The 23,018-nt window shown below is 67.7% G+C and carries 14 protein-coding genes; 8 read left to right on the top strand and 6 right to left on the bottom strand.

Annotation, left to right across the window (positions count from 1 at the left end):
* Window positions 1-50 precede the first annotated feature (50 nt).
* From TVNIR_RS16920 to TVNIR_RS16900, 5 genes are all read left to right on the top strand, one after another.
* Window positions 51-560 carry a GlcG/HbpS family heme-binding protein gene (locus tag TVNIR_RS16920; protein WP_015260294.1) on the top strand — a complete coding sequence of 170 codons (510 nt, stop codon included), beginning with the start codon at window positions 51-53 and terminating at the stop codon, window positions 558-560.
* A gap of 230 nt (window positions 561-790) precedes the next feature.
* The gene (locus tag TVNIR_RS16915; RefSeq protein WP_043739883.1) at window positions 791-4,078 is read left to right on the top strand and encodes an LAGLIDADG family homing endonuclease; all 3,288 of its coding nucleotides are present in this window, start codon (window positions 791-793) and stop codon (window positions 4,076-4,078) included.
* A 14-nt stretch (window positions 4,079-4,092) separates the two neighbouring features.
* Window positions 4,093-4,794, top strand: coding sequence for a TSCPD domain-containing protein (locus TVNIR_RS16910; RefSeq protein ID WP_015260292.1), 702 nt, complete (start codon window positions 4,093-4,095; stop codon window positions 4,792-4,794).
* Between the two features lie 147 nt (window positions 4,795-4,941).
* Window positions 4,942-5,604, top strand: a complete 663-nt coding sequence (locus TVNIR_RS16905; protein WP_157092305.1) for a hypothetical protein — start codon at window positions 4,942-4,944, stop codon at window positions 5,602-5,604.
* A 4-nt stretch (window positions 5,605-5,608) separates the two neighbouring features.
* Window positions 5,609-7,723 carry a TonB-dependent receptor family protein gene (locus TVNIR_RS16900; protein ID WP_015260290.1) on the top strand — a complete coding sequence of 705 codons (2,115 nt, stop codon included), beginning with the start codon at window positions 5,609-5,611 and terminating at the stop codon, window positions 7,721-7,723.
* Window positions 7,724-7,744: 21 nt separating this feature from the next.
* Here the strand turns inward: TVNIR_RS16900 and TVNIR_RS16895 are convergent, their stop codons facing one another.
* Together TVNIR_RS16895 and TVNIR_RS16890 are read right to left on the bottom strand one after the other, a co-directional pair.
* Complete coding sequence (locus TVNIR_RS16895; RefSeq protein WP_043739882.1) at window positions 7,745-8,302, bottom strand: DNA-deoxyinosine glycosylase; 558 nt, start codon at window positions 8,300-8,302, stop codon at window positions 7,745-7,747.
* Window positions 8,299-8,766, bottom strand: a complete 468-nt coding sequence (locus TVNIR_RS16890; RefSeq protein WP_015260288.1) for a transcriptional repressor — start codon at window positions 8,764-8,766, stop codon at window positions 8,299-8,301. The genes TVNIR_RS16895 and TVNIR_RS16890 overlap by 4 nt, the downstream gene beginning before the upstream one ends.
* 919 nt (window positions 8,767-9,685) lie before the next feature.
* On the opposite strand from TVNIR_RS16890, the gene TVNIR_RS16885 reads away from it, so the two are divergent.
* From TVNIR_RS16885 to TVNIR_RS16875, 3 genes are read left to right on the top strand one after another with little or no spacing between them, the layout of a single operon-like run.
* The gene (locus TVNIR_RS16885; protein WP_015260286.1) at window positions 9,686-11,821 is read left to right on the top strand and encodes an MltF family protein; all 2,136 of its coding nucleotides are present in this window, start codon (window positions 9,686-9,688) and stop codon (window positions 11,819-11,821) included.
* Window positions 11,822-11,843: 22 nt separating this feature from the next.
* Entirely contained in the window at window positions 11,844-14,198 is a 2,355-nt protein-coding gene (gene ppsA, locus TVNIR_RS16880; RefSeq protein ID WP_015260285.1) for a phosphoenolpyruvate synthase, read from the top strand.
* Window positions 14,191-14,994: a pyruvate, water dikinase regulatory protein gene (locus TVNIR_RS16875; RefSeq protein WP_015260284.1), complete on the top strand. Its 804-nt coding sequence runs from the start codon at window positions 14,191-14,193 to the stop codon at window positions 14,992-14,994. Before ppsA ends, TVNIR_RS16875 begins: the two co-directional genes overlap by 8 nt.
* Window positions 14,995-15,201: 207 nt before the next feature.
* Here TVNIR_RS16875 and TVNIR_RS16870 read toward each other — a convergent pair whose 3' ends face one another.
* The 4 genes from TVNIR_RS16870 to argS form a co-directional block, all read right to left on the bottom strand.
* Window positions 15,202-16,230, bottom strand: coding sequence for a DUF4382 domain-containing protein (locus TVNIR_RS16870; protein WP_015260283.1), 1,029 nt, complete (start codon window positions 16,228-16,230; stop codon window positions 15,202-15,204).
* Between the two features lie 249 nt (window positions 16,231-16,479).
* Entirely contained in the window at window positions 16,480-20,433 is a 3,954-nt protein-coding gene (hrpA, locus tag TVNIR_RS16865; RefSeq protein ID WP_015260282.1) for an ATP-dependent RNA helicase HrpA, read from the bottom strand.
* A complete protein-coding gene (locus tag TVNIR_RS16860; RefSeq protein ID WP_015260281.1) occupies window positions 20,433-21,032 on the bottom strand; it encodes an SPOR domain-containing protein in 600 nt (199 codons plus the stop codon). Before TVNIR_RS16860 ends, hrpA begins: the two co-directional genes overlap by 1 nt.
* A gap of 97 nt (window positions 21,033-21,129) precedes the next feature.
* Window positions 21,130-22,890 carry an arginine--tRNA ligase gene (gene argS / locus TVNIR_RS16855; RefSeq protein WP_043739881.1) on the bottom strand — a complete coding sequence of 587 codons (1,761 nt, stop codon included), beginning with the start codon at window positions 22,888-22,890 and terminating at the stop codon, window positions 21,130-21,132.
* Window positions 22,891-23,018: the final 128 nt, after the last annotated feature.

Here is a 23,018-nt window from a genome sequence, read left to right as displayed (position 1 = left end):
ATTCGCGGCGCCTCCGATCAAGACCCGCATCTACCCGGACAGGAGGCGATATGCAGATTCTGCGTGGTTTCGTGTTGTTGGGAGCCGTCACGGCACTGTTCCCGATGGCCCCGGTGACCGCCGAGGAAGAGTTCCCGCTTGCGATCAACGTGCGCCAGATGCACATGGAGACGGCGCTGACCGCCGCGCGGGCGGCGATGGCGGCCTGCCGTGCCGAGGGAATCCAGGTCGGCGTGACCGTGGTCGACCGCCGGGGGACCGAACAGGTCGTGCTGCGCGATGTCGTTGCACCCCACCTGACCCTGGCTGTCAGCCGCATGAAAGCCTATACCGCCAACGAAATGAGCGTTGCCACTTCAGCCCTCGAAGAGGATGGCCCTGACAGCCCGCTGGCGCATGTTCCCGGGCTGTTTCTGGGAGCCGGTGGCGTGCCGATCGAGGCCGGAGGCGTCTATTACGGTGCGATCGGCGTCAGTGGGGCGAGCACGGGAATACAGGATGAGGCCTGCGCCCGGGCAGGCGCGGAGGCCGTGGAGATCGAGCTCGAAATGAGCCTGTAGGTGGCCACACGTGCCGGAACCCGCCGCGGGCGACAAAGGCCCGCGCGGGTTTGGGTAGCCGGCCCCTGGGGGGTGGCCGTGCCTGGCCGGCGTGCAGACCTGCACGGGGCAGGGCAGCATTGACCGGGCCGGAGTGGAGGTCTAGTCTTGTTTCTATGGCCCTACAATATGTAGTGCTCGGACCAACTGGTTCCACCACCGATTGTGGAAGGCGGAGGAGTGCACCCCGCATGCAAGGTAGCCGCCCACTGCAGACCACTCCGTCCCTGGCCCCGGAGGTTCCGATGCAGCCCGCATCCATCGAGATATGGGATCAGAAATACCGCCTGAAGGGCCAGGACGGCGCCATCCTGGACCGCGACATCGACGGTACCTGGAAGCGCGTGGCGCGGGCGCTGGCCGACCTCGAGGCAACCCCGCAGTTGCGCGAACACTGGCACGAGCGTTTCCTCTGGGCACTACGTCAGGGGGCGATCCCGGCCGGGCGGATCATGGCCAATGCCGGTGCGCAAGAGCACAAGCCGGCGACGTCGACCATCAACTGTACGGTCTCGGGCACCATCGGCGACTCGATGGACGACATCCTGAGCAAGCTGCACGAGGCCGGGATGACATTGAAGGCCGGATGCGGCATTGGCTATGAATTCAGCACCTTGCGCCCTCGGGGTGCGTACGTGTCGGGGGCCGGCGCCTATACCTCCGGGCCGCTGTCGTTCATGGACATCTACGATAAGATGTGCTTCACGATCTCCTCGGCCGGCGGGCGCCGCGGGGCGCAGATGGCGACCTTCGATATCGGGCATCCGGACGTACTCGAGTTCATCCGTGCGAAGCGCGCCCCCGGGGCATTGCGCCAGTTCAACCTCTCGCTGCTGATCACTGCCGATTTCATCGCTGCGGTGCAAAACGACGCCCGCTGGCCGCTGGCCTTTCCGCTCACCGACGTCGAGGCGGCGCAGGGTGTCGTCGACCTCGACGATCCGGAACAGGTTCTGTGGCGTGACTGGCCGGTTACCGAGGGCTACATCACCAACGCGGCGGGGCAGGTCGCCTGCCGCATCTACCGCACGATCCCTGCCCGCCGGCTCTGGGACGTGATCATGAGTTCCACCTATGACTTCGCCGAGCCGGGATTCATCCTGGTCGACAAGGTCAACGAGATGAACAACAACTGGTGGTGCGAGGAGATCCGGGCCACTAACCCATGTGTCACCGCCGACACCTGGGTGCAGACCGCCGGCGGTCCGCGTCAGGTCAGCGAGTTGATCGGCCAGCCCTTTCTCGCCCGTGTCGATGGCCAGGATCACACCAGCGGGCACGAGGGCTTTTTCAAGACTGCGACCAAGCCGGTGGTCGAGCTCCAAACCCGCGAGGGCTATCGTCTGCGCCTTACCAGCGATCACCGGGTGCGCCGTGTCACTGCCTTTACCCGTTACCGCGCCGAGACCGAATGGTGCGAGGCAGGTCAGTTGCGCGCTGGGGATCGGGTATTGCTCAACGACCATCGGGCCAACAGCGAGTGGAGTGGCAAACATGGTCGCAACGAGGGCTATCTGATAGGCCTTTTGCTGGGCGATGGTACCCTCAAGCGGAACGAAGCGGTGCTGTCGGTATGGCGGCCTGCGGCGGTTGCCGATAGTGCCGATGCCAGCCTCTCCGGTGGCATTCAGGCGGTGATGGCCGAGGCGCTGGCCGCGGCCAGACAACTGCCACACCGGGCGGACTTCCAGGGCTGGTACCCAGCGGTCGGGCGCAACGAGTTGCGTCTGTCCACCGCCGCGATCCGCGATCTGGCCCTTGAACTTGGCATGCAGCACCGCAACAAGGCGATCACCCCGGTCATCGAGGCCGAGTCCAGCGCGTTCTGTCGCGGCTTCCTGCGCGGCCTGTTCGATGCCGACGGCTCGGTACAGAGCAGTCAGCGAAAGGGTTTGTCGGTACGCCTGGCCCAATCGGACGTCGCCATCCTCGAAGCCACTCAGCGCATGTTGCTGCGCCTGGGGATCGCCTCCACTCTCCATCGCGACCGCCGCGCGGGCAACACCTCCCTGTTGCCCGATGGCAGGGATGGGCAAGCCGAATATGCTGTTCGGCCACAGCATGAGCTGGTCATCAGCGGGGAAAACCTGCAGCAGTTCGACGTCCAGATCGGCTTCGCCGACAGCGACAAGGCCGCCCGCCTGCGCGGTTTGCTGGGTCGCCACCGGGGCAAGCTCAACCGAGAGCGCTTCACCGCACGGGTCGAGGCGGTCGTCCCTGCCGGGGTCGACGATGTGTACGACGTACAGGTGCCCGGCATCAACACCTTCGATGCCGGCGGTTTGCACGCCCACAACTGTGGCGAACAAGGACTCCCCCCCTACGGTGCCTGCCTGCTGGGCTCGATCAACCTCACCAGGTTTGTCGTCGATCCCTTCACCGACAAGGCCCGTCTCGACTGGGACGCCTTTGGCGAAACCGTCTCGGTGTTCACGCGTATGCTGGACAACGTGGTCGAAGTCAATGGGTTGCCGCTAGCCGAGCAGCGCGACGAGATTCTGCGCAAGCGCCGCCACGGGATGGGCTACCTCGGGCTCGGCTCGGCGCTGACAATGCTGGGGATGAAATATGGCGACGACGACTCCCTGGAATTCACCGAGCGCGTGACCCGGGAGATGGCGCTTGCCGGCTGGCGCGCCGGGCTCGAACTCGCGCGCGAGAAGGGTCCGGCGCCGATCATGGACGAGACGTTCACGGTGACCGAAAAGATGCTGCGCCTGCGCCCGGAAATGGCGCGAGACGGGGTGAAGGTAGGCGACCGGCTGCCTGGACGGATTCTGCATGCGCGGTACAGCCGCTATATGCAGAAGATCGCCGAGGTCGACCCCGAACTGGTCGAGCAGCTCGCGGATGAAGGCTGCCGCTTCACCCATCACAGTTCGATCGCGCCGACCGGCACCATCTCGCTGTCGCTCGCGAACAACGCGAGCAATGGCATCGAGCCGAGTTTCGCGCACCACTATGCGCGCAACGTGATCCGCTCGGGAAAGAAGTCCAAGGAGAAGATGGATGTGTTTTCGTTCGAACTGCTGGCCTACCGCGAGCGGGTAAACCCGCGCGCGATGCCCGGCCCCGAGTCCGAGGATGAGCGCCTTCCGGACTACTTCGTGACCGCCGACGACATCGCGCCGAAGCAACACGTCGACGTTCAGGCGGCGGCACAGCGATGGATCGATTCGTCCATCTCCAAGACCGCCAACGTACCCACCGACTTCCCGTTCGACGCTTTCAAGGACATCTACCTCTATGCATGGCAGCAGGGCCTCAAGGGCTGCACCACCTTCCGTTTCAACCCTGAGGCCTTCCAGGGCGTGCTGGTGAAGGAGAAGGATCTCGCGACGACCACCTACCGTTTCATGCTCGAGGACGGGACGTGCATCGAGGCGAAGGGCAACGACGAGATCGAATACGACGGCGAGGTTCATACCGCTGCGAACCTCTACGATGCCCTGAAGGAAGGGTATTACGGCAAGTTCTGACGCGGGGCGAGACGATGGCGATCCGGATCGACAGGAAGATCGTGGGCTACGAGGTTGCGCGCGAGGAACCGCAGGGTGAGCAGTCGGAACCCGCACCTGCGGCCCCGGCAAGCAAGGTCGTCCAGATGCACGAGAAGCTCGAGCGGCCCGAAGTGCTGATGGGATCCACCTACAAGATCAAGACGCCGCTGTCCGAGCACGCGCTGTATGTGACCATCAACGACATCGTGCTGAATCCGGGTACCGAGCATGAGCTGCGCCGGCCTTTCGAGATTTTCATCAACTCGAAGAACATGGACCACTTCCAGTGGATCGTCGCGCTCACCCGTATCATCTCGGCGGTATTCCGCAAGGGCGGGGACGTGACCTTCCTGGTCGAGGAGCTGCGTTCGGTCTTCGATCCGCGCGGCGGCTATTTCAAGAAGGGGGGCAGGTACATGCCTTCGCTGGTAGCCGAGATCGGCGATGCCATCGAGGGGCACCTGCGCATGATCGGCCTGATCCAGGACGACGGCCTTGATGAACACCAGCGTCAGCATCTCGAGGAGAAGCGCGCCCAGTTCGAGGCCAGTCGCAATCTTGCCTACACCGAGACCGATCCCGGTGATCCGTTCCCGCCCGGGGCGCAGCTCTGCAGCAAGTGCAACACCCGCGCGGTGGTCTCGATCGACAACTGCATGACCTGCCTGAATTGCGGCGAGAGCAAGTGCGGCTGAACCCGATCACGGCCCGCCTTCCTGCCGCGCGGGGCGGACGCCCGCCGCGCCGGGGCGCATGATGGCAACGCGGCAGAGCCCGTCGGTAGACTGGAGCGCAGCGACGGCGCACGAACGGCTCGAGCCCGAGTCTTGCCCGGAGAACCCATGATGACGAACGCTGCCCGTGAAGATCCGGGTGACCGGCACAGAGCCATCGAGGATCTGACCCGCATCGCACTGTCCGGCGAACGCCGGCTTCAGCGCCTGGAGCGGCTGTTCCGCTGGACTGCCCTGCTGTTCGCAATGACCCTGGTGCTGGGATTCTATGCCCTGGTGCAGCTGTTCAGCGCTGGGCCGGCCCAGGCCCAGCTCGGGTGGCCGCATGTGGCGCCGACGCCGGCGCCGCATCCGGTCCCAGAGGCGATCGCGCCGCCGCCACGGGTGGCGCCGCTCGAGGATCCGGTCGAGCAGCCCGCGACCGGCTTCCGCTCGCGGATCGAGTCGCTCCGCGATCAGATCGCCGGTGCCGAGGATCATGCGTTCGATCCCGGACACCTGCTGGCGGTGATCCTGCATGACATCCGGGATGTCCTGCACGACACGCGTGTCGCGCTGGAGGTGATGCCGCAGATGGGCGACGACATCCGGCAGATGCGGGCCGACATGGGACGCATCGCGGCCACAATGGGCACGATGGACCAGAAGATGACCGGGGTGACCGTGATGGCCGAGGAGATGCGGCGGCTCAACACCAATATCGACATCATGACGACGTCGATCGATTCCACTATGGGGCGGATGGGACGGATGATGCCCTATTTCTGGTGATCCGATGGCTGCGCGATCCCGGGATCGACGCTGCCCCGGTCAACTTGCGATCGTCTGTGCCCGCTGGCCGGCGTTCGCGGTGGCGCTGCTTCATGCCGGTGCCACGGCCGGGGCCGAAGTGCCGCATACGCTCGACCCGATCACGGTCACTGTCACCGCCCCGCGACTGGAGGTGCCGCTGAGCGATCTCCCGGCCGCGGTCGACCGGGTCGATCGGGAGGACGCGACCCGGGCACGCCAGGGATTGCAGCTCGACGAGGCGCTGAACCGTGTCCCGGGCCTGTTCGCGCAGAACCGGTACAATTTTGCACAGGACGTGCGCCTGTCCATTCGCGGATTCGGGGCCCGCGCGCCCTTCGGAATCCGCGGCCTGCGGCTGCTGCAGGACGGAATCCCGGAAACCACCCCGGACGGCCAGTCGCAGGTGGATGCGATCGACCTGCTGAACATCGACTCCATCGAGGTTCTTCGGGGCCCGAACGCGGCGCTGTACGGCAATGCCACCGGGGGCGTGATCGCGATCGGAACACTCGACGGCAGCGACCCCCGAGGTCATGGCGCGGGCCTGCTGGCCGGAAGCCACGGCTTCCGGCGTATCGAGGGCGTCAGCGAGGCCGCGGCGCAAACCGGTTCCTGGTCGCTGACCGCGCACGAGCTTCGCTATCCCGGCTACCGCGAACAGGCGCGCGCGGAGAAGCGGCTGCTGCGGCTGCACGCGCAGCAGTCACTGGAGGCGGGCGACCTCCGGCTGCACCTGCGCGTGCTCGATGCCCCGCTGACCGAGGATCCGGGTGCGTTGACCCGATCGGAGCTCGACGCCGACCGCCGCACCGCGGCGCCGCTCGCACGGGTGCTCGACAGCCGCCAGTCCGCCGAACAACTCACGCTGGGTGCGCAGTGGCGCCAGCGGGCCGGGGCAGGCGAACTGCGGCTCGGTGCATTCGTCACACGCCGGGATTACGCCCAGCAGCTGCCGTTCTTCGGCAGCAGCCAAGTCGCCTACGAACGCCGGTTCGAGGGGCTTCACCTCGGCTACGAGCGGGATCTCGGTCCCACGCGGGCGCTGATCGGTTTCGATCTGGAGGGCCAGCGTGACGACCGCACCCGTCACTGCATCAATGCCGCGCTCGAGCCTTCCTGCGCGCCCCCGGGTCAGCCCGAAACCGGGCCACTGGCGCTGGACCAGCGCGAACGCGCCCGGTCCCGGGGGGTGTTCCTGCAGACCGACACTTTGCTGGGATCGGACTGGAACCTGGTCCTGGGAGCGCGCCACGACCGGATCCGCTTCGGCATCGACGATCACCTGCGTGCGGGTGGTGAGGATCTCTCGGGGAGCCGTGTCTTCGACGAGACCAGCATCAGCGCGGGTCTGGTCTGGCACTGGCGTCCCGGGCACCGGGCATTCGCGAACGCTGCTTCCGCGTTCGAGACGCCCACTTTCACCGAGTTCGCGAACCCGGCCGGGACCGGGGGCTTCAACCCCGACCTGGACCCCCAGCAGGCGCACAACGTGGAACTGGGCCTGCGCGGTGATGCTGGGCGGCTGTCGTACGATCTCACCCTGTACAGCGCCCGGGTGCGGGACGAGTTAGTGCCGTTCGAACTGGACTCGGATGACGGGCGCACCTATTTCAGCAACGCGGGGCGGACGGCGCGTGACGGGATCGAGCTTGGGCTGGAGTGGCATTCGCCCGGGGGGCCCTGGAGGCTGCGTTCGGCGCTGGCATTGAACGACTTCCGCTATCGCGAGTTCACCGATGCGGCGGGCGCCGACCAGCGGGGCAATCGGCTGCCGGGGCTGCCCCGGCAGCAGTGGTTCCTCGAGGCGGCATGGAGTGACGGCCCGGCCTTTTTCGCGGTCGACGCGCTGTACACCGGGCGCCGCAACGCCGACGACGCGAACCGCGTGACGGTCGGATCGCAGACGACAGTGAATCTTCGCGCGGGCAGGCACTGGGACCGGGGGGCGTTGCGCACGGAGGGTTTTCTCGCGCTGAACAACGTGTTCGATGCGCGCACTATCGACAATGTCCGAATCAATGCACGTTTCGGGCGCTATTTCGAACCCGCGCCCGGACGTACCCTGCTGGCCGGCGTGCGGGTGTACGCCCGGCCCTGACCCGCGGCGGGGCCTTGCGGGTCAGGATCCGCGTGGCAGCACGCCGGCTGCGTCCAGCGCCTCGCGCCACAGGGAGCGCTTGGCGTGGTACCCGAGCCGTGCATTGGCGGGGCTGGTGGATGGCAGGCGCCAGGCAGCGATGCCCAACGCCTTTACTTCCCGCATCCGGCGGGCGCTTTCCGCGCCATTGTGGACGATCATGCGCAGTCGGGGGGCCTGCCGCAACAGCGTGCCGAGGTCGTTGGGCACGGCGTCGCGTATCGACGAGTCCAGGCTACCCGGGCGCACGCAGGTGGCGTAGACGTCCCAGAGACCGATCCGGCGCTCGAGCAGGTAGCCGATCCGCTCGGAATAGTCCCGATCGTGCAATGGCTCGCCGAGCAGATCGCCGAGAATCGGCCAGAACTGGTTGCGCGGGTGAGCATAGTACTGGCCCGCCTGCAGTGAGGCGACACCCGGGAAACTCCCCAGGATCAGCAGCCGAGTGTCGGCGCGCAGCACCGGTGGCAGTGAGGTCAGCACGGCGTCCCCGCGGGATGGTCCCGGCCCAGGGCCGGCGGCGGGTCGCAGCCCCGTCATCGGGCATCGCCCGCCGCGGGCCGGTCCCGGCACTTGCGGCAGATCCCGTGGAGTTCCACGACCTTTCCGGTAATCGAGAATCCCTGTGCCTGGGCGGCGTGGTCCAGGGTCTCCCTCAGGTTTTCCGGCTCCATCTCGTGGATGTCGCCGCAGCCATCGCAGATCATCAGCAGGGTTTCGTGGGCCTCGCCCGGGTGATTGCAGGCGACGAAACCGTTCAGGCTCTCGATCCGGTGGATGAACCCCTGCTCGAGGAGAAACGCCAGGCTTCGGTAGACCGTCGGGGGCTTGATGCTGCGGTCGGCGGAACTCAGCGCATGAATCAGGTCGTAGGCCTTGATCACACCGTCGGTCTTCAGGATCTGCTCGAGCACCCGCCTGCGCAGGGAGGTCAGGCGTACACCGCGTTTCGAGCACACGCGCTCGGCGGTATCCAGTGCCTCCAGCGGCTGCGTCGATGCCATCCCGGTCTACTCCGATTCCTGCACAAATGCTGTAAATATACCCGATGGGCGCATGCTGCCGGGCACCCACGCGTGCGATGGATCGCTGGGAACGATCGCCGCAGGCGTTGATCTGGATCATCTTTCGCGGCCGAAAGGGCAGTAGACTCGGTGCCAATTGGGGTGTCCGCACCGCAACATCCGCACCTCGGACCATGCGCGGTGTCCCGGTTCGACATCGGGTTGCGGGTGCGGTACCCTCGATTCACGGGATCATAATCCATATGCTGGCGTTCGGCTGGATTGGAGAGAAGCCTTGAAGAAGTTCCGGTCTGAGCGGTTGAAAGACTGCACGGTGTGCGTACTCACCCTGGCCGTCGTGGCGGGTGTGCCGATCATGACCTCGCTGAGCGTGCTGCTGTTCTTCTGATTCGGCCCACGGACAGGGGTGCACCTGTGCCCGCTGTCCCTGTCGCCTCACTGTCCCCCGGTCGTCTTGGCTCTACTGTGGGCACGCGCTCGGTCGTTTCCGAACGAGCCTCCTGAAGCGGTTCCAAGCGGTTGCGCGCGGGTCGGTCCTGGTTCACGCTCATGTCTGACAGCGTGCGAGGCCGGAGCCTGCGCATGCGGGCCCCCGCGAAGGCCGGCGTTGCAGTCGAGCGGGTCGCGGAGCCCATCCGACCCGCGCGATCGGCGGGGGGATCGCATCAATCCGCTGCTGTGGGGCCGTTCCGTGTTGCGGGCGGGGCGTTGGCGTGCCTCGCGGTGGCGCCAAGGCCCGGGGGGTCTCCATTGGCCCCCGGCTCGTTCCCGGACCCGGCCGGCGATCCTCCCGCTTCTTCGGCACCGATGCCGGTGCTCGCGCTTTCTGCCGCCGCATCGGTCCTGAGATCGGCTATAAGAGGGAACTGTTTCCCTTTTCTACGTGCCTGTGGATGTGATGCTGATACGCTGGCTGATGTCGTTCGTGCTGCTCGCGCTTCCCCTCGCCGGCTGCGGTGCCCCCGCTGTCGATGACATCGAGACCGGAGACCTCGATGCGCTGCTCGAGCGCGGCAGCCTGAGGGTGGTCGTCCCTGGAACCGCGCTCGGAGAGCCGTCGTTGCCCCGCCAGGGGTCGCCGATGGCGCTGCAGAGGGAACTGGCAGAGTCGTTTGCCGCGTCCCTCGGTCTGGATCTGGAGCTGGTTCCGGTGTTCCGGCTCGGCGAGATGCTGCCGCTGCTGGAACAGGGTCGAGCCGATCTGGTCGCTGCGAATCTGACCGTGACCGAGGCCCGCCAGGAGCGCGTCGATTTCTCGCTGCCGATCGATCATGTTTACGAGGTGGTGCTGGTCTCGGCCAGCGACGAAAGCATCGAGTCGATCGACGATCTGAGCGGGCGCCGGATCATGGCCGATCCGGCCACCTCGTTCTGGGAAACCCTGTCCGCGTTGCGCGAGGACCATCCCGACCTGCACCTGCACCTGCTGCCGACTCCGGATCACTTCGACGACGAGGCGCCGCTCGACATGATCGCGGCCGGGCATATCGACGCCACGGTTCGGGACAGCAACATCGCGGAGATGTATCTCGGGTACCGTGACGACCTGCGCCGGGCGTTCGTGCTGGGCGAGCGGCAGGCGATCGCCTGGGCCGTGCGCCGAGATACGCCCGACCTCCTCGCGGCGCTGAACCGCTTCCTGACCACCGAGCAGCTGACGCGTCCGCGCGAGGTACAGTACCTGGGGGATCTGCCTGAATTGAAGGAACGCCGGGTGCTGCGAATCCTGCTGCCGAATACCGCGGCCTCCTATTTCCTCTGGCGCGGGGAACTGGTTGGTTTCGAGTACGAACTGGCCAGGCGTTTCGCGGAACAGCAGGGCATGCGCCTCGAGGTCGTGGTGCCGCCCCGGCCGGATCTGGTCTTCGAGTGGCTGGAGACCGGGCGGGCCGATATCGCCGGCGGTTTCCTCGAGATCAGCGACCTGGAGGAGGTGCGTCCGGTCTCCTACACCCGGCCCTGGCATTTCGTCCAGCCCTACCTGGTCAGCCGGGCCGGGGTAGGTGAAATCGACGACTGGGATGCCGTGGGCGGCAGCACCGTTGCCGCAGCTGCGGACAGTCAGCTCTGGGAGGAACTGAGTCCGCTGTCCGCGCAGCACGGATTCACGCTGGTGCCGCTCTCCATGGTCGGCGATGCAGAAGAGGTGGTTCTGCGTCTGTTGGCAGGCGAGTTCGATTACGCGGTGCTCGAGGAACACCTGCTCGCGGTCGAATTGGCGCAGCGCGACGACATTCGCCGGCAGTTCCCGGTCGGAGAACCGATCGAACACGCCTGGGCCGTGCGCCTGGCCGACCAGGCACTGCACGAGGCGCTGAACGAGTTCTTCCGGGTGGAGTACCGTGGCAAGATCTACAACATTCTGTATCGGCGATATTTCCGGGATGAACGCAATATTCGGCGCCACCAGGACGAGCGCGTGCGGGGGACCGGGCAACTCTCGCCCTGGGACGACCTGGTGCGCCAACACGCGGAGCCGCTGGATTTCGACTGGCGGCTGATCGTCGCCCAGATGTATCAGGAGAGCCGTTTCGACCCGCAGGCCCGCTCGCCCTACGGGGCCACGGGGCTGATGCAGCTGATGCCGCGCACCGCGGCCGAACTGGGGGTGAAAGATCTCACCGACCCCCAAGCCAACGTGCGCGGCGGGATACGCTATCTGCACAACATGCGCGAACGGTTTTCCGACGATCTGTCGGTCGCCGACCGTGTCTGGTTCGCGCTGGCCGCCTACAATGCCGGTCTCGGGCATGTGATCGACGCGCGCCGGCTGGCCGCACAGAAGGGCTGGGACCGGGACCGCTGGTTCGACAACGTCGAGAATGCGATGCTGCTGCTTTCGCAGCGCCGCTACTTCTCGCAGGCTCGCCACGGCTACGTGCGCGGTAGCGAACCGGTGGCCTACGTCGACCGCATCAGTGCCCGCTACAAGGCATATGTACAGTTGACCGAAGAACAGCTGGTGCAAGTCCCAGAGGCCGCGGCAGGCGGTTCGAACGGGCTCGCCGGCCGGGTTGCACCGCTTCCGAATTGAACTTCCTCCAAGGAGACAGGAAATGAGTTGGGTAATCGACCTCGCCGAACTGACCATGGGCGACGTCGCCCAGGTGGGCGGCAAGAACGCCTCGCTGGGCGAACTCTTGGGCAATCTCGCCGAGGCGGGAGTCCAGGTTCCCGGGGGCTTCGCGACCACCGCGGATGCCTTCCGGGCCCACCTGGCCCAGAACGGGTTGGATCGTCGCATCCAGGAGCGTCTCGCCGGCCTGGACATCGACGACATCCAGGCGCTGCAGTCCGCGGGTCGGGAAGTGCGCGACTGGATCGAGCAGACGCCGCTGCTGCCGGAACTGGAGGCCCAGGTCCGGGAACACTATGCGCGTCTCGGCGATGACGTGCCGGTGGCGGTGCGATCCTCCGCGACCGCGGAGGATCTGCCCGAGGCCTCGTTCGCCGGTCAGCAGGAGACCTACCTGAACGTCCGCGGCATCGACGCGGTGCTGCGCGCGCTGCGCCAGGTTTTCGCGAGTCTCTACAATGACCGAGCGATCGCCTACCGCGAGCACCAGGGCTTCGCGCACGACGAGGTGGCATTGTCGGCCGGCGTGCAGCGCATGGTGCGCTCGGATATCGGCTGCAGCGGCGTGGTGTTCACGCTGGATACCGAGACCGGCTTCCGCGACGCGGTGTTCATCACCGGTGCCTGGGGGCTCGGCGAGACCGTGGTGCAGGGTTCGGTGAACCCCGACGAATACCAGCTGTACAAGCCGGCCCTGCGTTCCGGCAAGAACGCGATCATCGGCCGGACCCTGGGCAGCAAGGCGATCCGCATGGTCCTGACCGACAGCGGCGGCACGCGCGTCGAGGATACACCCGAGGATCTGCGCACCCGCTTCTGCCTGTCCGACGAGCAGGCGCAGACGCTCGGCCGCTACGCGGTGGCGATCGAGGATCACTACGGCCGTCCGATGGACATCGAGTGGGCCGAGGACGGCGAGACCGGGGAACTGATGATCGTGCAGGCCCGGCCCGAGACGGTGGAAAGTCGCGTCGAGGTCGGGGTCAGCGAGAGCTACCGTCTCGCGCCGCACGACCAAAAGCCGCTGGCGGTGGGCCGCGCGATCGGTGCCCGCATCGGTGCCGGCCGCATTCGCGTCGTCGAGTCCCCCGACGCGATGCACGCAGTGGAACGGGGCGACATCCTGGTCGCGGACATGACCGACCCGGACTGGGAACCGATCATGAAACGCGCCTCCGCGATCGTGACCAACCGTGGGGGCCGCACCTGCCACGCGGCGATCATCGCCCGCGAGATGGGCATTCCCGCGGTGGTCGGCTGCGGCGACGCCACCGAGGTGCTGACCGACGGCGTCGAGGCCACTGTGTCCTGCGCCGAGGGCGACGACGGCTACGTCTACGACGGGCGGATCCCGTTCGAGGTACAGCGAACCTCGGCCGGCGATCTCCCGCCATTGCCGGTAAAACTGATGCTGAACGTCGCTAACCCAGGGCGTGCCTACGCTTTCTCGCGCCTTCCCCACGCCGGCATCGGGCTGGCGCGACTCGAGTTCATCATCAACAGCCACATCGGCATTCACCCGCTGGCGCTGCTCGACTATCCGAAGGTGCCGGAGGACGTTCGGGCCGAGATCGCGACGCGCATCGCCGGCTTCGAAAGCCCTGAGGATTTCTTCGTGCGCCGCCTCAGCGAAGGCATCGGTACGCTCGCCGCGGCCTTCGCGCCGCAGCCGGTGATCGTCCGGCTGTCCGACTTCAAGAGCAACGAATATGCGCACCTGCTCGGCGGCCGCGCCTATGAGCCCGACGAGGAGAACCCGATGCTGGGATTCCGGGGCGCGTCCCGGTACCTCGCGGACTCGTTCCGGCCCGCGTTCTCGATGGAGTGCCGCGCGCTGAAGCGCGTGCGTGAGGACATGGGGCTCGACAACGTGCAGGTCATGGTGCCCTTCGTGCGCACCCTGGACGAGGCGCAAGGTGTGCTGTCGGTACTGGAAGAGGAAGGGCTAAAGCGCGGCGAGAACGGGCTCAAGGTGGTGATGATGTGCGAGATCCCCTCCAATGCGCTGCTGGCTAACCGGTTCCTCGATCTGTTCGACGGCTTCTCGATCGGGTCCAACGACCTGACCCAGTTGACCCTGGGCCTGGACCGCGACTCCGCGCTGGTGGCCGCAGGCTTCGACGAGCGGGACGACGCGGTGAAGGCACTGCTGTCGATGGCGATCCGCACCGCGCGCGAAAAGGGCAAGTACGTGGGCATCTGCGGCCAGGGCCCGTCGGATCACATGGACCTGGCCGAGTGGCTGGTTGCCGAGGGCATCGAGAGCATGTCACTGAACCCGGACTCGTTGATTCCGACCTGGGAGCGGCTTGTCGAGGTCGTGGCGAGTGGCTGACGCAGGGCAGCCGCAGATCTACCTGCTCTCCGACGGAACCGGGATTACCGCGGAGACGCTGGCCAGAACGCTGCTCACCCAGTTCGACGGCCTGCACCCCGGCTGGCACTTGCGCCCGTTCGTGCGCAGCCGGGAACAGCTCGACGAACTGTTCGCCCGCATGCGGTCAGGGCGCCAGCCTGCCCTGGCCGTGGCCACGTTCGCGGATTCGCGGCTGCGCGAGCAGCTCAGGCAGTGCCCGATTCCGGTACTGGACATCTTTTCCGATCATCTCGACCAGCTCGAGCAGGTGTTTGGGCGCAAGGCCGAGTCGGTCTCCGGTCGGGCACACGGCATCGGCGACATTGCGCGCTACGACCGGCGCATCGAGGCCCTGAACTTCACGCTGGCTCATGACGACGGCCTTGCCACCGGCGACATCGGGCATGCCGAGGTGGTCCTGATGGGCGTGTCGCGTTCGGGCAAGACGCCGACCTGCCTCTATCTCGCGATGAACTACGGCATGTTCGCGGCCAATTATCCGCTGATCCCCGAGGACCTGACCGGGGACACCCGGCTGCCCAGTTCACTGCGCGGGTTGCGTGGCCGCTTGCTGGGGTTGGTGATCTCCCCCGAGCGGCTGGCTGACATCCGCGAAGGGCGGCGGCCGGGAAGCCGCTACGCGAGCCTGGCCCAGTGCCGTGCCGAGTGCCTCGCGATCGACGAATTCCTGTTTCGTGAGCGTATCCCGCGCCTCGACGTGACGCATCTGTCGGTCGAGGAGATCGCGACCCGCGTCAGGGCCGAACTCGGCTGAAACGGCCTGGCGCCGACCGCGAAGCTGCAGGCCCCGATCCGCCGCGAGGCACTCTATACGGGCCCGACCATGCGCGCAGGGGCCAGCAGCCGTGCGTCCGTGTGCAACCAGCCGCGTTCCGGGGTCAGGTCCGTGCAGACAGATCGCCTGCATCGGGCGGCAGGGTCCGTCCCGCTGAAGGCACCCGGCTGCGACGCGTGGACGCGTTCAGTCGGCCGGGAAGTTCACGACCGTGGTGACCTGCGCCTCGACCACCGCGTTCTGCGGCTGCTGGAAGTCGAGTTCGTCGACGGCCAGGCGTTCATCTTCATCCGCCGCATCCGGATCGGGTAGGCGTTCCTCGTCGGCCCGGCAGGTGAAAGCCACCGTGTAGTCGCCCGGAGGGAGGAACGCGACGGTGTAGGAACCCTCGCCGGTGGCGTCGAACGTCACCGCGGAGGTCGCGAATGGGGCCGCCGTCGGCACGGTCTCGTCGGCGTTGATGTCGCCCGGGACCCGGTTCCAGCCTTGGTAGACGTAGACTGCATTGCCGGTCATCGGGTCATGGTCGCTGCACAGACCGCTGCTGCCGTCGAGCAGCGGCAGGGCCACCGTGCCCGCGATGCGCCCGGTGTTCTGAACGGCTTCCACCCGGAAGGCCGGGCGCAGGAAATAGCACGAATTCCGGAAGGCGGCGGGCTGATGCAGTGCCTGGCGCAGGTCGAAATCGATCACCACGGCCGCGAAGCCATCCACCGGGACGCGGAACGGACTGGCCAATTTGACCCCGGTGTTCGCACCGCTCGGAACGAACAACGGTACCAGCGCCCCGGTTTGATCCACGACCACGTGGGAGCCGGCCAGCGGATCCTGCCCGATGCACTCGCCCGGGGTGCGCGCGGGCGCCTCGAGCACCAGCCGGGCGTGCTCGTACACACCCGCCGGCACGCGCTCGTCCTCGAACAGCGGGAACGTCGCCCCGTGCTGGTAGTCGAGAAGGTTGAATTCGAGGGCGGCCCCGAATTCGTCGCGGACGTCGACGACCACCCAGTCATCCTCGCCGGCTCCCTGCAGACGCAGTTCCAGCGCGATCACCCGGAGGTTCACGGCCTTCAGATCGTCCACGGCCGCGTCGGTGATGCTGGCGCTCAGGTGCCCGGTGCCACCCTCGGAACCACCACCGCCACCGCAGGCGGCCAGTTGCAACATCGCGATGCCGGCAAAGGCCAGGCCCGCAAGCATTTTCGGGTTCATCATCCTCGCTCCTTCTCGCATACGCGGACCGGATGGCCGCCGTCGCACGGTTTGAAGATAGTGCCAGCGCTCCGACGGAAAGACCGACTCCTTCACAAAAGAGCGCCGTCATGCGCTGCCCGATAAGGGCCACACTTGGTTTTCCCGACGTTGTCGTGGCATCGAGATGGCCGGTGGCAGGTGAGAGAAAGTGGCCGAAGGCCGTGATCGGCGATCCGGTGCCGGGGCGCCGCGGGGAGCCATCGCGTGCGCTCAGCGCCCGCGGGCCCGGCGCGTGTTCGGCGGAGGTACGGTGAGGGACCGGCGCAGTTCATCCAGTTCCCGGGCGAGGCGCGGGATCGACACCTTCTCGAGGGTGCCGAGTTCCTGCGCGAACACCGAGACCCGCAGCTCCTCGACCCGGTAGCGGAACCGGAGCACGGCCGGATCCTCCGGGTGGGCGGCGCGCAGGCGCTTGGCTTCGTCCCACATCGGTTCGATGTCGACCCGCAGGCGCCGGTCCTTGTCCGGCGTGTGTTCCAGACGCTCTAGCCGGCGTGTGATGGCCTGCAGGTAGCGGGGCAGCTCGCGCAGCACCTCCGGCGGCGTGGCCAGCAGGAAATCCGCGGGCACGAGGTGCGCGAGCTGGTCGCGGATGTCGCGCCCGGCCTCGATCCACGACAGTGGCAGGTCGCCGTCAAGCCGGCGGCGCAGGTCGTGCCAGTCGGCGAGGATCCGCGCCGAGAGCTGCGCGAGTTCCATGGTGATCGCACTCAGCCGGGGCTGGCCCGCCTCGAGCCGCCCGCGAAACGCCTCGGCGTCGCACGGCCACGGGGTCTCGGCCAGGAACACCCGTTCGGCTGCGGCGGCCAGGATCTGCTCGCGCAAGGCCTCGCAGTTGCCGAGTGCCGCATAGTGCAGGCAGGCGCGCTGAATGTCGGGCAACTGCCGGCGCAGGTCGCGCACGATCCGGTGCGACCCGAGCAGGAACAGCCGGCGCAGCCCGCCGCGGTGCAGCCGGCGGGCGTTGTCGGGATCCGATTCCAGGCGCAGCGACACGCTGTCGCCGGCATCGACCAGCGCTGGGTAGGCGCGCAGCTGTGCGCCCTGGTGTTCGAACTCGACGAACTCCGGCAATGGCCCGAAATCCCAAATGGTGATCCCGTCGCGGGCGATGTCGTCGGGGCGGGTGGCGTCGAAGTGGGCGCCAGCGCTGTCGCCGAGGCCGCGCTTCAGCGCCGGCAAGTCGCGGCCGCTGGCGGCTTCGGCACCGTCGGGTTCGAGCACGCGAAAGCGCATCTGCAGGTGCGGTTCCAGCTGCTCCGGACGCCAGGCTTCAGCGGGCACGCGGGTGCCGGTGATCGCTTCCAGCGCTTCGGTCAGCGCGGGCAGCAGCGGCCCCTCTGCAGCGGGCATGCGCTCGAGCGCGGCGCGCGCGAATTCCGGGGCCGGAACGAAATTGCGGCGCAGTCCCTTCGGCAGGCTGCGTAACAGCCCGGTCACACGCTCTTCCAGCAGCCCCGGCACCAACCAGTCCCCGAGCCAGTCGGGCAGGCCGTTCAGCGCTGCGATCGGCACCGTCGCGGTCACGCCGTCGTCCGGCTGGCCGGGTTCGAAGCGGTAGCCCAGCGGCAGGCGGATGCCCTGGATCTCGAGCGCATCGGGATAGGCGCCTTGGGGCAACGCGGCCCCGGGCTCGTTCATCAGTTCCGCGGGCTCGATGCGCAGGAGGTCCGGGTCTGCCCGTTCGGCCCGGCGGCACCACGCCTCGAAGCCGGGGCCATCGACGATTTCGGGGGGCAGGCGGGCGTCGTAGAACGCGCGCAGGCGATCTTCCTCGGCGAGCAGATCGCGCCGGCGTCCGCGCGCCTCCAGTTCGGCAATCTCGGCGACTGCGGCCCGGTTCGCGGCGAGTCCGCGCGAGCGCGAGCGCAGCTGGCCCTCGACCAGCCCGTGCTGGATGAACAGCCGCCGGGCCTCCTGCGGATCGTGACGGGCGAAGTTCACCGGTGCGCGCGGCGCGACCACCAGCCCGTACAGCGTGATCCGGTCCCAGGCGCCGACGCGCCCGTCGCGCGCCTGGAAATGCGGCTCGTGGACGTGGTGCTTCAGCAGATGCGGGCCGACCTCCAGGATCCAGTCGGGACGGATCGACGCGACCTCGCGGGCATAGACGCGAGTGGTTTCGGCGATCTCGGCGGCCATGATCCAGTCCGGGCGCTTCTTCGCGAGCCCCGACCCGGGGTGGATCTGGAAATGCCGGTTGCGCGTGCCGAGGTAGTCGCCGCGTTCGGTCTTGCGGCCGACATGCCCCAGCAGGCCCGCGAGCAGCGCCTTGTGCAGGGGCTCCGGGTCGGCCGCTTGTTCGTTGCGGTGCAGATCGAGTTGGCGCGCAAGCGTCGCAAGCTGGGCGCGCAGTTCCTGCCATTCCCGCATGCGCAGGTAGGACAGGAAGTGTTCCCGGCACCAGCGTTTCAGCGCACTGCTGCCGAGCTCCTCGCGGGTACGGTGCCAGGCGTTCCAGATCTGCACGATGGTCAGGAAATCGGAGCCCTCGACGCGAAAGACGCGCTGTGCCTCGTCGGCGGCCTGAGCGTGCTCGGCCGGACGCTCGCGCGGATCCTGAAGTGCCAGAAAGCTCGCGATGGTCAGCGTCTCGGTCAGCACGCCGCGCTCGCCGCCGGCAAGCAGCATCGCCGCGAAGCGCGGATCGACCGGAAAATGCGCGAGCCGGCGGCCGTGCGCGGTGATGCGGCCCTTGCCATCGACTGCGTGCAGTTCCTCGAGCAGCCGGTAGCCGTCGCGGATCAGCCGCGGGTCGGGCGGATCGACGAACGGGAAGTGCCGGGGATCGCCCAGCCCCAGCGCCGCCATCTGCAGGATCACCGCGGCCAGGTTCGAGCGCAGAATCTCCGGGTCCGAGTGTTCGGGCCGCAGCGCGTAGTCCTCGTCGCTGAACAGCCGGTAGCAGATGCCGGGGCCCAGGCGTCCGCAGCGGCCGGCGCGCTGGTTGCAGGAATCCTGTGCGACCGGCTCCAGGCTCAGCCGCTGTACCCGCGAGCGCCAGGAATAGCGCGAGATCCGCGCCAGCCCGGTGTCGATCACGAAGCGGATGCCGGGCACCGTCAGCGCGGTTTCCGCGACGTTGGTCGCGAGCACGATGCGCCGGCCGGGGTGGGGCCGGAATACCCGGCTCTGCTCCGCCGCCGAGAGCCGGGCGTACAGCGGCAGGATCTCGGTATGCGCCGGCTGTTCGCGGCGCAGGCGCAGCGCCGCGTCGCGGATTTCGCGCTCGCCGGGCAGGAACACCAGGATGTCGCCAGGGCCTTCGCGGCAGCACTCGGCGACTGCGTCGGCGATGCCGTCGAACAGGTCGCGTTCGGGGCGGCTGCCGGCGGCGGGTTCCCGGGAGGGGTCGTCGTCGGGTGCCTGCAGCGGGCGGTAGCGAACCTCGACCGGCCAGGCGCGCCCCGGGACTTCCAGGATCGGCGCGTCGCCGAAGAAAGCGGCCAGCCGTTCCGGATCCAGCGTCGCCGAGGTGATGATCAGGCGCAGATCCGGCCGGCGCGGCAGCAGCCTTTTCAGATAGCCCAGCAGGAAGTCGATGTTCAGGCTGCGTTCGTGGGCTTCGTCGATGATCAGCGTGTCGTAGCCGAGCAGGTCGGGGTCCTGGCGCAGTTCCGCGAGCAGGATTCCGTCGGTCATCAGCTTGATGTGGGTGTCGGGGCCCGTCTGATCATTGAAGCGCACCTTGTACCCGACCGCGGCGCCGACCTCCGACCCCAGTTCCTCGGCGATGCGCGCCGCCACCGATCGGGCGGCGATCCTGCGCGGCTGGGTGTGCCCGACCCGTCCCCGGCGGCCGCGCCCTGCATCCAGGCAGAGCTTCGGCAGTTGCGTGGTCTTGCCGGATCCGGTCTCGCCGCACAGCACCGTGACCGCGTGGTTCTGGATCGTCGCGACGATGCGCTCGCGCGCGGCATGAATGGGCAGGTCGTCCGCGTAGCGGGGCTCGGGCAGCGTCGCGCGGAACGCCTCCGCCCGCAGCAGGGCTTCGTCGAGGTAACGCGCGGCCTGCGCGAGCAGGCGGTCCGCCGGTTGCTCGCGCGCGAGGCGCCGTGTGGCGCGGTCCAGCAGCGTGCGCAGCGCGGCCTCGTCGCGGCGAAGAAGGTCCGGGATCCGCGCTTCCAGCTCCCGGACCGGCGCAGGCGGCGCCGGAGTGGTCATCAGCCGGAGGCGGGCAGGCGCAGGGCCTCGATGTTCTCGCGCCGCAGTCGCTCCAGGGTGCGGTTGACCTGGGCGTCGCTGTCGAACGGTCCCAGGTACACCCGGTGGAACGTCTGCCCGTTTACTTGGACCTCGCGGATGTTCGCCTGCAGCCCCATCATCGCCAGCCGCGCTTTCATCTCGTCGGCCTGCGCGTACCGCCGGAACGAGCCGGTCTGCAAGAGCACGCGGCCCTGGGGTTCGGAGCGGCTTTCCGGGGTCGGAGCCGGTTCGGGGGTGGCGACCCGGGGAGTCGTGGGCGCCGGCGGAGGCGGTACCCGTACCTCATCCTGGGGCAGCAGCTCGTAGAACTGGAAGCGGGTGCGATCCTGCGGGACGGGCTCGGGCCTCGGTTCCTGGGCCGGGGGCGCCGGAGTGGCCGTCTCGCCCTGGGTGAGCCAGCCGGGATCCTGCCCCATCCGGTCCGCGCCCTGCAGGTAGAACACCGCCGCGACGGCCAGACCGACCAGCATGCCCGCGAGCAGCCAGACCCATCCGGGAATCGGACGGCTGCCGTGTTGCGGGGCCGGCCTGCGCCGGACCTTGCGTGCCTGGGCCATGTTGAAATCCTAACCGATCTTGAGTTTGCCGGCGCGGCCGTTCCGCGGTCCCGCAGCGCCGGAAAGCGGGTGGCGCGCAAGCGCTGCGATCTGTGGGCTACATGCTCTCGGGAGCACGGACACCGAGCAGGCCCAGACCGTTCGCAAGCACCTGCCGGATGCCGCCGATCAGCGCCAGCCGTGCCCCGATCAGTTCCTGATCCTCGGCATTCATGAACGGCACCGCGTTGTAATAGGCGTGGAAGCCTGCCGCGAGGTCGCGAAGGTACTGGGCCAGCTGGTGCGGTTCGTGCGCGAGCGCGGCGGTCGCCACGAGTTCGGGAAAGCGGTCCAGCCGGGTCAGCAGGTCCGTCTCCGGGTCCAGCGTCAGGCGGGACACTTCGGGGCCGTTCGCGGCGGCGGCGGACAGCCCGCGCTCGGCCGCCTGGCGCTGCACGCTGGCGATGCGCGCATGGGCGTACTGGATGTAGTACATCGGGTTGTCGTTGGACTGGGTCTTCGCCAGTTCCAGGTCGAAATCCAGGTGCTGTTCGCAGCGGCGCTGCACGTAGAAAAAGCGTGCCGCATCGGAGCCCACCTCGTCGCGCAGTTCCCGCAGCGTCACGAAACTGCCGGAACGCGTCGACATCTGCACCCGCTCGGTGCCGCGGTACAGGATCGCGAACTGGACCAGCAGCACGTCCAGACGCGCGTCGTCGAGGCCCAGCGCGCGCAGCGCGGCCCGCACGCGGGCAACGTAGCCGTGATGGTCTGCACCCCAGACGTTGATGATGCGGTCGAAGCCGCGCTCGAACTTGTCGCGGTGGTAGGCGATGTCGGACGCGAAATAGGTGTAGTCGCCGTTCTCGCGGCGCACCACGCGGTCCTTGTCGTCGCCGTACTCGGTGGAGCGGAACCAGAGCGCGCCGTTGTCCTCGTAGAGCGCACCACGTTCCTGCAGCAGCGCGACCGCGGCGTCGATGGCTCCGGAATCCGCAAGACTGCGTTCGGAGAACCAGTTCTGATAGTGCACACCGAACGCGCCGAGGTCGTCGCGGATGTCGTCGAGGATCGCGTTCAGACCATGGTCGAAGAACTGCCGGTACAGCGTCGGACCGAGCAGTTCCCGGGCGCGTTCGACCACGGCATCGATGTAGGCCTCCTTGTCGCCCCCATCGGGTTCGTCCGCCGGCAGATCGCGCAGCACCGCGTCGGCAGGATGCACGCCGGCATCGTTCAGCAGCACCGCGAGGTCGTCGGCGATCGCGTTGACGTACTCGCCCCGGTAGCCGTTGGCCGGAAACGGCAGCTGTACGCCGCGTTTCTGGAGGTAGCGCAGCCACACGCTTGCCGCCAGGATGTTCATCTGCCGCCCGGCGTCGTTCACGTAGTATTCGCGTGTCACGTCGAAACCGCAGAACGCGAGCAGGTCGGCAACCGTCGCTCCGTAGGCCGCGCCGCGACCGTGACCCACATGCAGCGGGCCGGTCGGGTTGGCCGACACGAACTCCACCTGCACGCGCTGCCCCTGACCGACGTTCGATCGGCCGTAATCGGCGCCGCCATCGGCGATGGCCGCGAGGACCGCGAAGCGCGCGTCGTCGGCGAGCCGGAAGTTGATGAACCCGGGGCCGGCGACCTCGACTGCGGCCAGCCCTGCCACATCGGGCAGCGCCGCCGCGATGCGTTCGGCGATCTCGCGCGGCTTGCGGCGGGCGGGCCGCGCCAGTTGCATCGCAAGGTTGGTTGCGAAATCGCCGTGCTCGCGCTCGCGGGCGCGGGTCAATTGCACCTCGACGCCGTGGTCCGGGGGGAGGGTGCCTTCCTGCACCAGCTGTGCGAGCGCCGTCTCCAGCGCTTGGACGAGCGTTTCTTTCAAGGCCGTGGTAACCGGTTGTTCCAAATAGCCCGCTATTCTAACCGCAAGCGCCGCTCGAGTGGGCACGGCCACCGCAGGCAACAGGGCTCCCGAATAATCACGCCTTTCGGAACACCAGGTTAGTCCCG

This window comes from Thioalkalivibrio nitratireducens DSM 14787 (assembly GCF_000321415.2).
Lineage (GTDB): Bacteria > Pseudomonadota > Gammaproteobacteria > Ectothiorhodospirales > Ectothiorhodospiraceae > Thioalkalivibrio > Thioalkalivibrio nitratireducens.
This window is presented reverse-complemented; position numbering and strand designations above follow the sequence as displayed.

Bases quoted from the DNA above. Each gene is read 5' to 3' on its own strand.
- TVNIR_RS16920 (WP_015260294.1), top strand. From the start codon at position 51: ATGCAGATTCTGCGTGGTTTCGTGTTGTTGGGAGCCGTCACGGCACTG.
- TVNIR_RS16915 (WP_043739883.1), top strand. From the start codon at position 791: ATGCAAGGTAGCCGCCCACTGCAGACCACTCCGTCCCTGGCCCCGGAG.
- TVNIR_RS16910 (WP_015260292.1), top strand. From the start codon at position 4,093: ATGGCGATCCGGATCGACAGGAAGATCGTGGGCTACGAGGTTGCGCGC.
- TVNIR_RS16905 (WP_157092305.1), top strand. From the start codon at position 4,942: ATGATGACGAACGCTGCCCGTGAAGATCCGGGTGACCGGCACAGAGCC.
- TVNIR_RS16900 (WP_015260290.1), top strand. From the start codon at position 5,609: ATGGCTGCGCGATCCCGGGATCGACGCTGCCCCGGTCAACTTGCGATC.
- TVNIR_RS16895 (WP_043739882.1), bottom strand. From the start codon at position 8,302: ATGACGGGGCTGCGACCCGCCGCCGGCCCTGGGCCGGGACCATCCCGC.
- TVNIR_RS16890 (WP_015260288.1), bottom strand. From the start codon at position 8,766: ATGGCATCGACGCAGCCGCTGGAGGCACTGGATACCGCCGAGCGCGTG.
- TVNIR_RS16885 (WP_015260286.1), top strand. From the start codon at position 9,686: ATGCTGATACGCTGGCTGATGTCGTTCGTGCTGCTCGCGCTTCCCCTC.
- ppsA (WP_015260285.1), top strand. From the start codon at position 11,844: ATGAGTTGGGTAATCGACCTCGCCGAACTGACCATGGGCGACGTCGCC.
- TVNIR_RS16870 (WP_015260283.1), bottom strand. From the start codon at position 16,230: ATGATGAACCCGAAAATGCTTGCGGGCCTGGCCTTTGCCGGCATCGCG.
- hrpA (WP_015260282.1), bottom strand. From the start codon at position 20,433: ATGACCACTCCGGCGCCGCCTGCGCCGGTCCGGGAGCTGGAAGCGCGG.
- TVNIR_RS16860 (WP_015260281.1), bottom strand. From the start codon at position 21,032: ATGGCCCAGGCACGCAAGGTCCGGCGCAGGCCGGCCCCGCAACACGGC.